Annotated in this window: 13 protein-coding genes; 5 read left to right on the forward strand and 8 right to left on the reverse strand. The window is 54.9% G+C overall.

Annotated features, from left to right (window positions below):
• Positions 1-579: 579 nt before the first annotated feature.
• The gene (locus tag EGY08_RS13095; RefSeq protein ID WP_004127827.1) at positions 580-2,151 is read left to right on the forward strand and encodes a lytic transglycosylase F; all 1,572 of its coding nucleotides are present in this window, start codon (positions 580-582) and stop codon (positions 2,149-2,151) included.
• 86 nt (positions 2,152-2,237) lie between these two features.
• Here the strand turns inward: EGY08_RS13095 and ssb1 are convergent, their stop codons facing one another.
• Positions 2,238-2,765: a single-stranded DNA-binding protein SSB1 gene (ssb1, locus tag EGY08_RS13100; protein WP_004097799.1), complete on the reverse strand. Its 528-nt coding sequence runs from the start codon at positions 2,763-2,765 to the stop codon at positions 2,238-2,240.
• Between the two features lie 246 nt (positions 2,766-3,011).
• Here ssb1 and uvrA point away from each other — a divergent pair, with 246 nt between their 5' ends.
• From uvrA to EGY08_RS13120, 3 genes are all read left to right on the forward strand, one after another.
• Positions 3,012-5,837, forward strand: coding sequence for an excinuclease ABC subunit UvrA (gene uvrA / locus EGY08_RS13110; RefSeq protein WP_004097797.1), 2,826 nt, complete (start codon positions 3,012-3,014; stop codon positions 5,835-5,837).
• A gap of 132 nt (positions 5,838-5,969) precedes the next feature.
• Complete coding sequence (locus tag EGY08_RS13115) at positions 5,970-6,380, forward strand: hypothetical protein (protein WP_004127825.1); 411 nt, start codon at positions 5,970-5,972, stop codon at positions 6,378-6,380.
• Between the two features lie 2 nt (positions 6,381-6,382).
• The gene (locus EGY08_RS13120; protein ID WP_004127824.1) at positions 6,383-6,694 is read left to right on the forward strand and encodes a hypothetical protein; all 312 of its coding nucleotides are present in this window, start codon (positions 6,383-6,385) and stop codon (positions 6,692-6,694) included.
• Positions 6,695-6,702: 8 nt separating this feature from the next.
• Here the strand turns inward: EGY08_RS13120 and EGY08_RS13125 are convergent, their stop codons facing one another.
• The 6 genes from EGY08_RS13125 to dnaB form a co-directional block, all read right to left on the reverse strand.
• Positions 6,703-7,056 carry an MmcQ/YjbR family DNA-binding protein gene (locus EGY08_RS13125; protein ID WP_004127822.1) on the reverse strand — a complete coding sequence of 118 codons (354 nt, stop codon included), beginning with the start codon at positions 7,054-7,056 and terminating at the stop codon, positions 6,703-6,705.
• Between the two features lie 2 nt (positions 7,057-7,058).
• The gene (locus EGY08_RS13130; protein ID WP_004127820.1) at positions 7,059-7,475 is read right to left on the reverse strand and encodes a secondary thiamine-phosphate synthase enzyme YjbQ; all 417 of its coding nucleotides are present in this window, start codon (positions 7,473-7,475) and stop codon (positions 7,059-7,061) included.
• 141 nt (positions 7,476-7,616) lie between these two features.
• Entirely contained in the window at positions 7,617-8,330 is a 714-nt protein-coding gene (aphA, locus tag EGY08_RS13135; protein WP_004127818.1) for an acid phosphatase AphA, read from the reverse strand.
• Between the two features lie 197 nt (positions 8,331-8,527).
• Positions 8,528-9,721, reverse strand: coding sequence for an aromatic amino acid transaminase (gene tyrB / locus EGY08_RS13140; RefSeq protein WP_004127815.1), 1,194 nt, complete (start codon positions 9,719-9,721; stop codon positions 8,528-8,530).
• Between the two features lie 215 nt (positions 9,722-9,936).
• Positions 9,937-11,016 carry an alanine racemase gene (alr, locus tag EGY08_RS13145; protein WP_004127814.1) on the reverse strand — a complete coding sequence of 360 codons (1,080 nt, stop codon included), beginning with the start codon at positions 11,014-11,016 and terminating at the stop codon, positions 9,937-9,939.
• A 144-nt stretch (positions 11,017-11,160) separates the two neighbouring features.
• Positions 11,161-12,576 (reverse strand): replicative DNA helicase, encoded by a 1,416-nt coding sequence (gene dnaB / locus EGY08_RS13150; protein ID WP_004097788.1) that lies wholly within the window; start codon positions 12,574-12,576, stop codon positions 11,161-11,163.
• Positions 12,577-12,637: 61 nt separating this feature from the next.
• On the opposite strand from dnaB, the gene EGY08_RS13155 reads away from it, so the two are divergent.
• Positions 12,638-13,621, forward strand: coding sequence for a quinone oxidoreductase (locus EGY08_RS13155; protein ID WP_004127812.1), 984 nt, complete (start codon positions 12,638-12,640; stop codon positions 13,619-13,621).
• 304 nt (positions 13,622-13,925) lie between these two features.
• Here the strand turns inward: EGY08_RS13155 and pspG are convergent, their stop codons facing one another.
• Entirely contained in the window at positions 13,926-14,168 is a 243-nt protein-coding gene (gene pspG, locus EGY08_RS13160) for an envelope stress response protein PspG (protein ID WP_004127810.1), read from the reverse strand.
• Positions 14,169-14,221 lie beyond the last annotated feature (53 nt).

The following is a 14,221-nucleotide window of genomic DNA, read 5'->3' on the forward strand; positions in this document are numbered from 1 at the left end:
CTTTTTAGCTGTCGGGGCGCGTCTTCTTCATCAGCCAGATAAACAACGGCAATGACTTTCATGCAAGCGCAGTATCTCTGCTTTTGGCGTAGCCGGGCCCTCCAGCTTAAATAGCGGAACAGCAATAAATAATGATCGGCCAAAATAGATTTTTTACTTTGGCAAAAATGAAGAAATAAACGCACCGTGCTATTCTTTGATAGCATTTGCCCAACAGCAGTAATAGGAGTATTGTGCCACACAACGTTATTAGAAATGAGATGTATTATCAAGTAGATAACTATGCATCACACCAATAAATTTAAATAATCCAATAAAAACAAAAAAATGAAATAATTATTTGCGCTTATTTCTTATTAGCACTTTAAATAATTAAAATATATCCACACCAAAAAAAACACAATCTGATCATATTATTTCCATAATTACTGACATCTATTTCTTTATTACTCCACTATAAATACTGAGCCTGTTAATTAATAAAATAGCTGATTAACCGACCGACATTCTCGATCGCCGGGCATGCTAACGGCGTGGAATTGACTAAAATAAGAAAATCCCCCTGCGGAGCACCGCACCATGAACACTTCATCGTTCTATCGATACCTTGTCGGTGGGCTCGCATGCCTTGCCGCCCTGCTATGCTTCACCTCCGTTTACGCCGCCACTGAGAACAAACTGTCAGAGCCAGAAGAACGCGAGGCTCTGGAGGTCAACGTTGACGATATGCTACAACCATGGAAGGGAGATTTACCCGGCATGCTCGACCGGCGAACTATTCGCGTATTAACCACCTTCAGCAAAACCTTTTTCTTTATTAACAAAGGCACTCAGCGCGGCGCCACGCACGATATTTTTATGGAGTTTGAGCGTAGCCTTAACCAAAGCCTGGCGAAGGAGAAAAAGCTCAAACATCGTCATCTTAAGGTCCGTATCATCTTTGTGCCGGTTGCCCGCGACCAGCTCATCAGCGCGCTTAACGCTGGTAAGGGGGATATTATCGCCGCCAACCTGACGATTACCCCCGCTCGCCAGCAGGAGATGACCTTTACCGCGCCGATATACTCTCACGTTCAGGAGCTGCTCCTTTCCGGCCCGGGTTCCCCCAAAGTGGACAATCTGCAGCAGCTTTCCGGTAAAACGGTCTTTGTGCGTACCTCATCGAGCTATTACGAGAGCCTGGTCGCGCTCAACGCGCGCTTTGCGCAGCAATCTTTGCCCCCTATCACCATCACACCGGCGCCTGAAGCGCTGGAGGATGAAGATTTGATAGAGATGCTCAGCGCGGGCCTGATTCCCTTGACCGTCGTCGACCGCCACAAGGCCCTGTTCTGGAAGCAGGTCTTCCCCAGAATTCAGGTTCATCAAAACATCATTCTGCGCAACGAAGGCAATATCGGCTGGGCGGTACGCAACAACAGCCCGCAGCTGCTGGCCTTGCTTAATGAATTCATCAACAAGAATCGTCAGGGCAGCAAGTTGGGTAATACGATTCTGCTGCGCTACCTGAAGGATGCCCGATACGTTAAAAACGCGGCAGCGCAAAAAGAGCGGCGTAAATTTCTGACCATGGTGGAGATCTTCCGCAAATATGGCGATCGCTACGACGTTGACTGGCTGCTGATGGCGGCGCAGGGCTATCAGGAGTCGCGGCTAAATCAGTCGGTTCGTAGCCACGTCGGCGCAATTGGCGTTATGCAGGTGATGCCGGGCACCGGCAGGGAGCTGAACGTCGGCGATATTAAGCAGCTCGATCCCAATATTCATGCTGGGGTGAAATATATGCGCTGGATGATAGACCGCTACTATGGCGATGAACCGATGACCCAGCTTGATAAGGCGCTGTTCTCATTCGCTTCTTATAATGCGGGCCCCGCGCGCATCGCCCGACTGCGGGCGGATACCAAAAAGCGCGGTTTTGACCCAAACATCTGGTTTGGCAACGTCGAATATCTGGCCGCCGAGAAGATCGGTTCCGAGACCGTAAGCTATGTCAGCAATATCTATAAATATTACATCGCTTACCGGCTGATTGTGGATGAAATGGCGCGCAAGCAGCTGGCGACAGCTGCCGCCAAAAATCCGGCCTTGCCGCCCGCGACAGCGACGCCAGCCGTACCAGCCGCTGCGGCCACGCCCGCTTCGCAGTGAAATAGCGCTGATAACCTGCGTTTTAAAATAGAAAAAGCCCCGGTCAGGGGCTTTTTCGGAACTGACTTCACAACGTCTAATCGCGATTAGAACGGGATATCGTCGTCAAAGTCCATCGGCGGCTCATTGGAAGGGGCTGCCGGAGCCTGCTGCTGCGGACGAGACTGCGCACCGCCGCTGAACTGGTTTCCGCCCTGCGGCTGCTGAGGCTGACCCCAACCGCCCTGCTGCTGACCGCCGCCTGCCGGGGCGCCCGCGCCCTGCTGACGACCGCCGAGCATTTGCATCGTGCCGCCAACGTTAACCACAACTTCAGTGGTGTATTTTTCCTGACCAGATTGATCAGTCCATTTACGCGTACGCAGCTGGCCTTCAATGTAGACCTGAGAACCTTTACGCAGATACTCGCCGGCCACTTCCGCCAGTTTGCCGAACAGCACAACGCGGTGCCATTCGGTCTGCTCTTTCATCTCACCGGTCGCTTTATCACGCCAGGATTCGGAAGTAGCCAGCGTAATGTTGGCAACTGCGCCACCACTCGGCATGTAGCGTACTTCCGGGTCCTGGCCCAGATTACCGACGAGAATCACCTTGTTTACGCCTCTGCTGGCCATGTTTGTGTCTCCTGAATGCGTTTCTTAATAGTGTAAACGCGCGAGTGTACCATTTCCAGGTGCTATGTTGATAGCTGGGAAGTAGGTTCCAGATAACTCTCGCGGTGCGACATTTTTACACACCCCACCGGAAAATGCATTCCAATACTGTATATTCAAACAGGTTAAATTGTGTCATAATTAGCCGTTTCTGCCGTTTGTCCTTCTAACAAACCAGGCAATCCGCGTATCTACCGGGAAAGGTGAATGGATAAGATCGAAGTTCGGGGCGCCCGCACCCATAATCTCAAAAATATCAACCTCGTCATCCCGCGCGACAAACTCATTGTCGTCACCGGGCTTTCGGGTTCAGGCAAATCCTCACTGGCTTTCGACACGTTGTATGCCGAAGGGCAGCGTCGCTACGTTGAGTCGCTCTCCGCCTACGCGCGGCAGTTCCTGTCGCTGATGGAGAAGCCCGACGTCGACCATATTGAAGGGCTGTCGCCGGCGATTTCCATTGAACAGAAATCAACGTCCCACAACCCCCGTTCAACGGTAGGCACCATTACCGAAATTCACGACTACCTGCGTCTGCTGTACGCGCGCGTCGGCGAGCCGCGCTGCCCGGATCACGACGTCCCGCTGGCGGCGCAAACCGTGAGCCAGATGGTCGATAACGTGCTCTCCCAGCCAGAAGGACAGCGCCTGATGCTGCTGGCGCCGATCATTAAAGAGCGCAAAGGCGAGCATAACAAAACCCTGGAAAATCTCGCCGGGCAGGGCTACATCCGCGCGAGAATCGACGGCGAGGTCTGCGATCTCTCCGATCCGCCAAAGCTGGAACTGCAGAAGAAACACACTATTGAAGTGGTGATTGACCGCTTTAAGGTACGCGACGATCTCAGCACGCGCCTGGCCGAGTCTTTTGAAACCGCGCTGGAGCTGTCGGGCGGCACCGCTATCGTCGCCAATATGGACGATCCGAAAGCCGAAGAGCTGTTGTTTTCCGCCAACTTCGCCTGCCCGATTTGCGGCTACAGCATGCGCGAACTGGAACCGCGCCTGTTCTCCTTCAACAACCCGGCTGGTGCTTGCCCGACCTGCGATGGTCTCGGCGTACAGCAGTATTTCGATCCGGAACGCGTCATTCAGAACCCAGAGCTGTCACTGGCGGGCGGGGCGATTCGCGGCTGGGATCGGCGCAATTTTTACTACTTCCAGATGCTGAAGTCGCTGGCGGAACACTATGAATTCGATGTTGAAGCCCCCTGGGGCACGCTGAATAGCAGCGTACAAAAAGTGGTCCTGTATGGCTCAGGCAAAGAGAATATTGAATTCAAATATATGAACGATCGCGGCGACACCTCGGTGCGCCGCCATCCGTTCGAAGGTGTGCTGCATAATATGGAGCGCCGTTATAAAGAGACGGAATCCAGCGCGGTACGTGAAGAGTTAGCGAAATTCATCAGCAACCGTCCCTGCACCAGCTGTGAAGGGACCCGCCTGAAGCGTGAAGCGCGGCACGTTTTCGTGGAAAATACCCCGCTGCCGACCATCTCGGACATGAGCATCGGCCACGCGATGGACTTCTTCAACAACCTGAAGCTCTCCGGCCAGCGTGCGCAAATCGCTGAAAAAGTCCTGAAAGAGATTGGCGATCGCCTGAAGTTCCTCGTTAACGTCGGTCTGAACTACCTGACGCTCTCCCGTTCGGCGGAAACCCTCTCAGGCGGCGAAGCGCAGCGTATCCGCCTCGCCAGCCAGATCGGCGCGGGCCTGGTGGGCGTGATGTACGTACTGGATGAGCCCTCTATCGGCCTGCATCAGCGCGATAACGAACGCCTACTGGGCACCCTGATCCATCTGCGAAATCTCGGCAATACCGTGATCGTCGTTGAGCACGATGAAGACGCTATTCGCGCCGCCGACCACGTTATCGATATCGGCCCGGGCGCCGGGGTACACGGTGGTCAGGTCGTGGCTGAAGGCAAGCTGGAAGATATTATGGCGGTACCGGAATCGCTGACCGGCCAGTTCATGAGCGGCAAGCGTAAAATCGAAGTACCGAAACAGCGCGTGCCCGCCAATCCGGAGAAAGTGCTGAAGTTGTCCGGCGCGCGCGGAAACAACCTGAAAGACGTGACGCTGACGCTGCCGGTGGGCCTCTTCACCTGCATTACCGGCGTTTCCGGGTCGGGTAAATCCACGCTGATCAACGACACGCTGTTTCCGATTGCCCAGCGTCAGCTCAACGGCGCCACCATCGCCGAGCCGGCGCCGTACCGCGACGTGCAGGGGCTGGAACATTTCGACAAAGTCATTGATATCGACCAGAGCCCCATCGGCCGTACGCCGCGTTCTAACCCGGCCACCTACACCGGCGTCTTTACGCCAGTCCGTGAACTGTTTGCCGGCGTACCTGAATCACGTTCGCGCGGTTACACGCCGGGCCGCTTCAGTTTTAACGTGCGCGGCGGTCGCTGTGAAGCGTGTCAGGGCGACGGCGTGATCAAAGTCGAGATGCACTTCCTGCCGGATATCTACGTGCCGTGCGACCAGTGCAAAGGCAAGCGCTATAACCGCGAAACGCTGGAGATTAAGTACAAAGGCAAAACGATTCATGAAGTGCTGGATATGACCATCGAAGAAGCGCGTGAGTTCTTCGATGCGGTACCGGCGCTGGCGCGTAAGCTGCAAACGCTGATGGACGTCGGCCTGACCTATATTCGTCTGGGTCAGTCAGCGACCACCCTCTCCGGCGGCGAGGCCCAGCGCGTCAAGCTGGCGCGCGAGCTGTCCAAACGCGGTACCGGGCAAACGCTGTATATCCTTGATGAACCGACTACCGGCCTGCACTTTGCCGATATTCAACAGTTGCTGGAAGTTCTGCATCAGCTCCGCGACCAGGGCAATACCATTGTGGTGATTGAGCACAACCTGGACGTCATCAAGACGGCTGACTGGATCGTTGACCTTGGGCCGGAAGGCGGAAGCGGCGGCGGAGAGATCCTCGTTTCCGGTACGCCGGAAACGGTCGCCGAGTGCGAGGCCTCCTATACGGCTCGCTTCCTCAAGCCCATGTTGAAGTAATCTCATCTGCCTCTTTCCGTCCCGGGAAGAGGCACCATTTCCTCTCATTTTTTCCCACTGATATTTTGTGATTTGCAGCCGGACGGCATCTGTCATCAGATAGCACCACAGCCATAAATTGCAGGATGGATCATGTATTTACAGCCCGGAGTTTATCGCCTGGCCCTCGCCGCAGCGTTGTTTTTGATAGCCGCCTGCAGCTGGGTAGACGGCTACAGCAGCACGGCTCATCAGCAACTGCTGATGCTGGAACAGCTTCATCTGCAGTTCATCAGCGATGCGGCCGCCGCGCCGGTCAACCGACAATTACTCAGGCAAGAGGATCGCCAGATTCGTCAGCAATTTAGCCTGGCGTTAAGCGATAGCGATGCGCTACGGCAGAATAATCTGCTCGTGCTGGAGAAAAATTATCAGCGGCTGTACCGGCACGTAGCCAGCCAGGATACTGCGCTAACGCCCTTCGAGGCCGGGATTCTGACGCAACAAACGGAAAATCTTTACCAGCAGGCCATCAGCGGCGAACAGCGGCGTTCAGGAAGGTGAGCATGTCCACCATAGAAGAGTTAAGTACCCAGTTAACCGACTCCGGCGTGAATGCGGCAGAGTGGTTACAGCTTATGCAAGCGATCGTTCATGATGACGACAGCGACATTCGCGACGCCGGGACGCTTATGCTCCAGGCATTACAGGAGAAAGCGCGCGGCTGGTTAACCCATGACGACCTGGTTCTGCTTCTGCAAGGGCAGCGCGATATTGCCCGCATTCGCGCCAACAACGCGCATATCGCCATGCAGAGGCATCTTCAGTCCACGCTGCTTCGTCTGCTTGATATGACGCTACTGGCGCTGCTGGGTTGAATATCGCTTTATGACAACAGCTTACGCTTGTTTTCAGTAAGAGAATCAAGCGCCTGCTGATATGACGCATCCACCAGATAGTAAATTTGTGAATCAGGCAGGGAGCCGTCAAGAAACACCGTGCTCCAGTGGGCTTTATTAAGATGTTTGCTGGGTCGCACATCGCGATGCTGCTGCCTCAGCAGCTCTGCAAGCTCGGGGCTGGTTTTTAACGATACCGCAGGCCGGTTGTCCTCTACCTCTTTTATCATCGCAAACAGTACGTCAGCCGCTTTGATTTGCGTCGCTTTCCAGTCGCTATGTACGCTTTGTTCCGCGCCCGGCTTGGCCATGCAGTACTGCAATAAATCCGAAATTGTCATTTTTATTCCCCCATCAGCGTCGCGATGATATGGCGCGATCCGCCATGAATACGATGCTCCCCGAGCCAGATCCCCTGCCAGGTCCCTAGCCTGACGCGCCCATCCCGGACGGGCAGCATCAGCGATACGCCCAGCATCGACGACTTAATGTGCGAGGGCATATCATCAGGACCTTCATAATCGTGTTCATACGGCGCGTTATCCGGTACGGCAGTAAGAAAATGCTGCTCCATATCGTAACGGACGGTCGGATCGCAGTTTTCATTAAGCGTCAGGGAAGCAGATGTATGCTGGAGCAGTATATGCAGCAGGCCCGTTTTCACCCGCGATAGTTCGCGGATTTGACCGAGAATTTCATCAGTGACCAGATGGAAGCCCCGTGATTTTGGGCCTAACGTCAGGGTTTGCTGATGCCACATAGGCGACTCCTTCTACTAATGAACCTTCCTAAGTGTGCAGCAATAAGCGAAAAGGTAAAACCTTTGGTACGCTATTTTGCACAAAAAAACGGCAGCGCGCTGGCTGCCGTTTTAGCAATTCATAATTAAGCCGTCGTCAGCTTAATATTCTGAATTCACAATCACCTCTTCCCCCTGAGCGCCTGCCATTGGCAGCGGCTTATAGGAAGAGTTGGATGCCCGCAGGATGCGGATACCGCGGGCGCCAACCTCACGGGCGGCAGAAATATCGTTATCTGAATCGCCGTAGAAGACTTTAATGCCCTTCTCCTGCAGCCACTGCGTTTTGGTGTTCTGACCAGGCTTATCGCCGGCAAAAATAACTGGGTTCATGTTCGCTGCCGGGATAAGAAAATCGTCCTGCAGAGTTTTTGATACCGTTTCGGTTTTGGTCTGGCTGCGTCCGGTGACAAAATAGATGCTATCGCCACGCTTCACGTGCATCGCAATCAGCTGGCGCGCCACCTCTTTCGGCATGCTGAATTCATCCCAGCCGTTGTTCATTTTTTCCCAGAACTCCGGATTTTTCAGGTAATCATCGCTGCCGGGGGAATAGGTTTTCTGCCCGCGCCAGAAGCCCGGACTGGAGAACAGGACAGTATCATCAATATCAAAGCCGACGGCCATCGGCTGGCGTCCCAGCAGGCTATTTTCAATCTGAGCCACGGAAACCCAATGGATCGGCGCCTGTTCGGCGAGTTTCGCCATATTGGTGCCCGTCCACAGCGGCTGCGGCGTGGAGGCGCGAGCAACGACGGAGCTATTTAGCGTGAACAGTAAGCAGATGGCCCCAAAGGCCAGGGTGATCTTGCGCATATTTTTCCCTAAATAATCGAATCGTTATAGTTTTCAATAATGTGTACGCTTATTAATGCACCCAGACCTTACCCCCCGCTGAGGCGGATAGGAAGGTTTTTCTGCTCAGATGTCATATAAAAAGAGAATGATCACACTTCAGGAAGGGAATGACCCTCACCAAAATGTTGGCGAGGGCAAAAGCGGTCTGTAAGGATTTATATTACCGCGGCAAAGGCCTGGGCCACGCGCTGAACGTTGCGTGAATTCAGTCCCGCGACGCACATGCGTCCGCTGGCAATCAGGTAGACGCCAAACTCATCGCGCAGGCGGTCGACCTGGGCCGGGCTGAACCCGGTATAGCTAAACATTCCGCGCTGCTTCAGAAGATAGTCAAAATTACCGCCCGGCACCGTATCTTTAAGCACATTAACCAGCTCCTGACGCATGGCCAGAATACGGGTACGCATCCCTTCCACTTCCGCCAACCATGAGGCTTTCAGCTCGCTGTCGCTCAGTACCGCCGCAACCACCTGCGCGCCAAAGTTCGGTGGGCTGGAGTAGTTGCGACGTACGGTCGCTTTTAATTGCCCCAGCACGCGAATCGCGGTTTCAGCGTCCTCACAGACGATTGACAGCCCGCCAACGCGCTCACCGTACAGGGAGAAGATTTTTGAGAACGAGTTGCTGACCAGCATTGGCATGCCGGCGTTCGCAATGGCGCGGATTGCGTAAGCATCCTCTTCCATTCCTGCGCCAAAGCCCTGATAGGCGATATCGAGGAAAGGAATCAAATTACGCGCTTTCAGTACCTCAACCACCCGATCCCACTGGGCGTTGCTGAGATCGGCTCCCGTTGGGTTATGGCAGCACGGATGCAGCAGCACAATATCTCGCTCCGCTAGCGAATTGAGTTTTTCCAGGAACGCCGCGAAACGTACGCCATTGGTCTTCTCATCAAACCAAGGGTAAGTACTTACTTCGAATCCTGCCCCTTCAAATATTGCGATGTGGTTTTCCCATGTCGGGTCGCTCACCCAAACACGCGACTCCGGGAAGTAGCGTTTCAGAAAATCAGCGCCCACCTTCAGGGCGCCGGAACCGCCCAGCGTTTGAATGGAGGCCACGCGATTTTGCGCCAGCACCTGATGATCGGCACCGAACAGCAGCGGCGCGATAGCGTGACGATAGGTGTTCAGCCCTTCCATCGGTAAATAGACTGAGGCGCCATGCGGCTGGGCATTGAGGCGCGCCTCAGCTGCGGCAACCGACTGCAGCTGCGGAATAATGCCGTCTTCGTTGTAATAAAGACCGATGCTGAGATTTACTTTGTCACTACGCGGATCGTCTTTGAAACGCTCCATCAGGGAGAGAATGGGGTCGCCAGCGTAGGCGTCAACTTTCTGAAACACGGGATGTTTCTCCAGGTTTACATGGGCTCGTCATAACACAATAAACCGGATGTGAAAGAAGGTCGAGAGGATGTTGGCGGATGGCTGGGTTTGCCAGCCATCCCGGATGGCGGCTTAAAACGCCTTATCCTGGCTACCGACCCGCAGCCGGTAGCAAATACGTAGCCCCCCGGTAAGCCGTCAGCCGCCACCGGGGGAAAGAGCGCGGGCTGAAATCAATCCACGTACTTCATTGATACCCGTGAAGTCAGGCGGGTAATAAGTTCGTAAGCACTTACTTTTGTGATTTCGGCAATACGCTCGACGGGCAGGCCTTCGCCCCACAGCACCACCGGGTCGCCCGATTTATCCTGCGCTTCGGGCCCGAGATCGACGCAAATCATATCCATCGCCACGCGACCCACAATCGGCACTTCGCGGCCGTTGACCAGCACCGGGGTCCCGGACGGCGCAGCGCGCGGATAGCCGTCACCGTAGCCCATCGCCACCACCCCTAAACGCGTATCACGCTCGCTGATCCAGGTTCCGCCGTAGCCCACCGGCTCCCCGGCTTTATGCTCGCGGACCGCAATCAGGCTCGAGGTCAGAGACATCACCGGCTGGCAGCCAAAGTCCGCGCCGGTAGAGCTACCGTCGAGCGGCGACACGCCGTAGAGAATGATCCCCGGACGCGCCCAGTCGAAATGCGACTGGGGCCACAGCAATATACCGCCGGATGCGGCGATAGAGCGCAGTCCCGGTTTCCCTTCCGTGAAGGTGGTAAAGATGTCCAGCTGACGTTCGGTCGCCCCGCACTCAGGCTCATCCGCACGGGCAAAATGGCTGACCACGTTGACCGGCTGGCGGACGTTTTTACACTGGCTAAGACGCTGATAAAACGCTTCGGCCTGCTCAGGCAGAACGCCTAATCGATGCATTCCGGTATCCAGCTTCATCCATACGGTGACCGGCTCGGGTAAATCCGCTTCCTCCAGCGCCGCCAGCTGTTCCGGGCTGTGTACCGCCGTGTGCAGGCGCTGGGCGGAAATCACCGCCAGGTCGGCAGCCTCAAAGAACCCCTCCAGCAGCAGAATCGGCTGGCCGATACCGCCCGCGCGCAGGCGCAGAGCTTCTTCAAGACGGGCGACGCCAAAAGCATCGGCGTCAGGGAGCGTTCGCGCGGTCTCAAGAAGACCGTGTCCGTAGGCGTTCGCTTTCACCACCGCAACCAGTTTGCTGGCGGGCGCCAGTTCACGCAGACGTTGCAGGTTGTGTCGCAGAGCGCGGCGGTTAATGACTACAGTTGCCGCTTGCATTTGAATTCCTTAATAAAAGAATCTCCTAAATCCTTCGTGTTGCAGGAAGGCGACAAGCCTGAGAATCCCCGGAAGCTTAGTAAACTAAGTGACCGGGGTGAACAGCGTAGTCAACGCATCTGCGGCATGAAGGATGACGGAGATTTATTCGTCGTCGTATTGTGGCCCAGCATAATTATCAAAACGCGACCACTGGCCGTTAAACGTCAGGCGCACCGTCCCGATAGGGCCGTTACGCTGTTTACCAATAATAATTTCGGCGATGCCTTTTAAATCACTGTTCTCGTGATAAACCTCGTCACGGTAGATAAACATGATTAAGTCGGCGTCCTGCTCAATGGATCCGGATTCACGCAGGTCGGAGTTCACCGGGCGCTTGTCCGCACGCTGTTCCAGCGAGCGGTTAAGCTGCGACAGCGCCACCACCGGCACCTGTAGCTCCTTCGCCAGCGCCTTGAGCGAGCGCGAAATTTCGGCGATTTCCAGCGTACGGTTATCGGAGAGCGACGGCACGCGCATCAGCTGCAGGTAGTCGATCATGATAAGTCCGATCCCCCCGTGCTCGCGGGCAATACGCCGCGCGCGGGAGCGCACTTCCGTCGGCGTCAGGCCGGAGGAGTCATCAATATAAATATTGCGCTTTTCCAGCAGGATCCCCATGGTGCCGGAAATGCGCGCCCAGTCTTCGTCATCCAGTTGGCCGGTTCGAATGCGGGTCTGGTCAACGCGCGACAGTGAGGCCAGAGAACGCATCATAATCTGCTCCGAGGGCATCTCGAGACTGAAGATGAGTACCGGTTTATCCTGCAGCATCGCCGCGTTTTCCACGAGGTTCATCGCAAAGGTCGTTTTACCCATAGACGGACGCGCGGCAACGATAATCAGGTCCGACGGCTGAAGACCGGCGGTCTTTTTGTTGAGATCGTCATAGCCGGTATTTACCCCGGTGACGCCGTCATGCGGCTGCTGGAACAGCTGCTCAATACGCGCCACGGTGGCGTCGAGCACGTCGGCGATATTCTTCGGCCCTTCGTCTTTATTCGCGCGGCTTTCGGCGATTTTAAAGACTCGGGATTCGGCGAGGTCGAGCAGATCTTCGCTGGTGCGGCCCTGGGGGTCAAAGCCGGCTTCGGCGATTTCATTCGCCACAGAGATCATTTCGCGTACGACCGCGCGTTCGCGAACGATATCGGCATAGGCGCTAATATTCGCCGCGCTTGGCGTATTTTTCGATAATTCGGCCAGATAGGCGAAGCCGCCGACGCTGTCCAACTGACCCTGACGCTCCAGCGATTCCGCGAGCGTAATCAGGTCAATCGGGCTTCCCGACTCCTGCAGACGCGCCATTTCGGTGAAAATATGGCGATGCGGACGGGTATAAAAATCTTCCGAAACAACGCGCTCGGCAACATCGTCCCAACGTTCGTTATCCAGCATTAAACCGCCCAACACCGACTGTTCCGCTTCAATCGAGTGCGGCGGGACCTTCAACCCATCAAGCTGATAATCACGCTCGCGGGGTTCAGTCTGTGGTTTGTTGAAGGGTTTATTTCCTGCCATAGTGAATGGAGTTACCGAGATAGTGAATGGGTCGAAAGATTACCACATTTCTGGAGGAAGCATGGCAACACGAATTGAATTTCACCAGCACGGAGGGCCTGAAGTTCTGCAAGCGGTAGAGTTCACGCCGAAAGATCCCGCAGAGCACGAAATTCAGGTAGAGAATAAGGCCATCGGCATCAACTACATTGATACCTATATCCGCAGCGGCCTCTACCCACCACCATCATTGCCGAGCGGTCTGGGCACCGAAGCCGCTGGCGTGGTGAGCAAAGTTGGCAGCGGCGTGAAGCATATTAAAGCCGGCGATCGGGTGGTCTACGCACAATCGGCGCTAGGAGCCTATAGCACTGTCCACAATGTCCCCGCCGATAAGGCCGCTATTTTGCCGGACGCGATCTCTTTCGAGCAGGCGGCGGCCTCATTCCTGAAAGGGCTCACGGTCTATTACCTGCTGCGGAAAACCTACGAGATCAAAGCGGGCGAGCCGTTCCTGTTTCATGCAGCGGCCGGCGGCGTCGGGCTCATCGCCTGCCAGTGGGCCAAAGCGCTGGGCGCGAAGCTAATCGGTACCGTCGGCAGCGCGCAAAAAGCTGAACGCGCTAAACAGGCCGGCGCCTGGCAGATCATTAACTATCGCGAAGAGAATATCGTCGAGCGCCTGAAAGAGATCACCGACGGTAAGAAAGTCCACGTGGTGTATGATTCAGTCGGTAAAGATACCTGGGAAGCCTCACTTGACTGCCTGCAGCGTCGGGGGCTGATGGTGAGCTTTGGCAATTCTTCCGGCCCGGTGACCGGCGTCAACCTCGGGATCCTCAATCAAAAGGGTTCGCTGTACGTCACCCGCCCTTCTCTGCAGGGCTATATCACCACGCGTGACGAGCTGACGGAAGCCAGCAACGAGCTGTTCTCGCTGATCGCCAGCGGCGTGATAAAAGTGGATGTCGCGGAGAGTCAAAAATATGCGTTAACCGACGCCAGGCGCGCGCATGAGGTGCTGGAAAGCCGGGCGACGCAGGGTTCAAGTTTGCTCTTGCCATAGTTATGGCTTTTCCCTAAATAATTCGGGCTACAGGAAGATGGTAAGTGAATGAATCCCCAGGAGCTTACAACAGTAAGTGATTGGGGTGAATGCAAGCAACCAACGCCCCTGTAGCCTGAAGTATGACGGGAAAAGAAGAAAAGTTTAGGGCTTCCACATGGGAAGCCCTTACTTTTTTTTGTTCGGCTGTATGTAGGGTACAGCGCGATGAATTCGTTAACCCGCTAATAGTGACAGATTTAATAAGCAAAGCCTACGCTGTTTTATGCAAAAATCTTCAGGTTGTGACATACCGCTCAATACCTTAGTAACGCCAGCGGTTATTACCGCGATAGCGGTTCGCGGCTGGCGATTTTATCGCCCGAATCAGCCAAACCACGATAACGGCCAGCAGCAGCCACGGCAGCAGTTTAATCATTAATGCAAACAGACCGCCGACAAACATCAGTGCGGTCGCGACCACAATCGCGGCAATTATGCCCAGCAGCGACACGCCGGTGACCAACAGCATGACAAAAAAGCCAATAACAAATAAGAGTTCCAGCATCGTCTTTCCCCTAAAGAAATTTATCTACCTTGCCGGATGTTACAAAAATCGTG

The organism is Klebsiella sp. FDAARGOS_511, from assembly GCF_003812845.1.
Taxonomy (GTDB): Bacteria; Pseudomonadota; Gammaproteobacteria; order Enterobacterales; family Enterobacteriaceae; genus Klebsiella; species Klebsiella grimontii.

Excerpts from the sequence above, each read along its gene's own strand:
- EGY08_RS13095 (WP_004127827.1), top strand. The coding sequence starts at position 580 with ATGAACACTTCATCGTTCTATCGATACCTTGTCGGTGGGCTCGCATGC.
- ssb1 (WP_004097799.1), bottom strand. The coding sequence starts at position 2,765 with ATGGCCAGCAGAGGCGTAAACAAGGTGATTCTCGTCGGTAATCTGGGC.
- uvrA (WP_004097797.1), top strand. The coding sequence starts at position 3,012 with ATGGATAAGATCGAAGTTCGGGGCGCCCGCACCCATAATCTCAAAAAT.
- EGY08_RS13115 (WP_004127825.1), top strand. The coding sequence starts at position 5,970 with ATGTATTTACAGCCCGGAGTTTATCGCCTGGCCCTCGCCGCAGCGTTG.
- EGY08_RS13120 (WP_004127824.1), top strand. The coding sequence starts at position 6,383 with ATGTCCACCATAGAAGAGTTAAGTACCCAGTTAACCGACTCCGGCGTG.
- EGY08_RS13125 (WP_004127822.1), bottom strand. The coding sequence starts at position 7,056 with ATGACAATTTCGGATTTATTGCAGTACTGCATGGCCAAGCCGGGCGCG.
- EGY08_RS13130 (WP_004127820.1), bottom strand. The coding sequence starts at position 7,475 with ATGTGGCATCAGCAAACCCTGACGTTAGGCCCAAAATCACGGGGCTTC.
- aphA (WP_004127818.1), bottom strand. The coding sequence starts at position 8,330 with ATGCGCAAGATCACCCTGGCCTTTGGGGCCATCTGCTTACTGTTCACG.
- alr (WP_004127814.1), bottom strand. The coding sequence starts at position 11,016 with ATGCAAGCGGCAACTGTAGTCATTAACCGCCGCGCTCTGCGACACAAC.
- dnaB (WP_004097788.1), bottom strand. The coding sequence starts at position 12,576 with ATGGCAGGAAATAAACCCTTCAACAAACCACAGACTGAACCCCGCGAG.
- EGY08_RS13155 (WP_004127812.1), top strand. The coding sequence starts at position 12,638 with ATGGCAACACGAATTGAATTTCACCAGCACGGAGGGCCTGAAGTTCTG.
- pspG (WP_004127810.1), bottom strand. The coding sequence starts at position 14,168 with ATGCTGGAACTCTTATTTGTTATTGGCTTTTTTGTCATGCTGTTGGTC.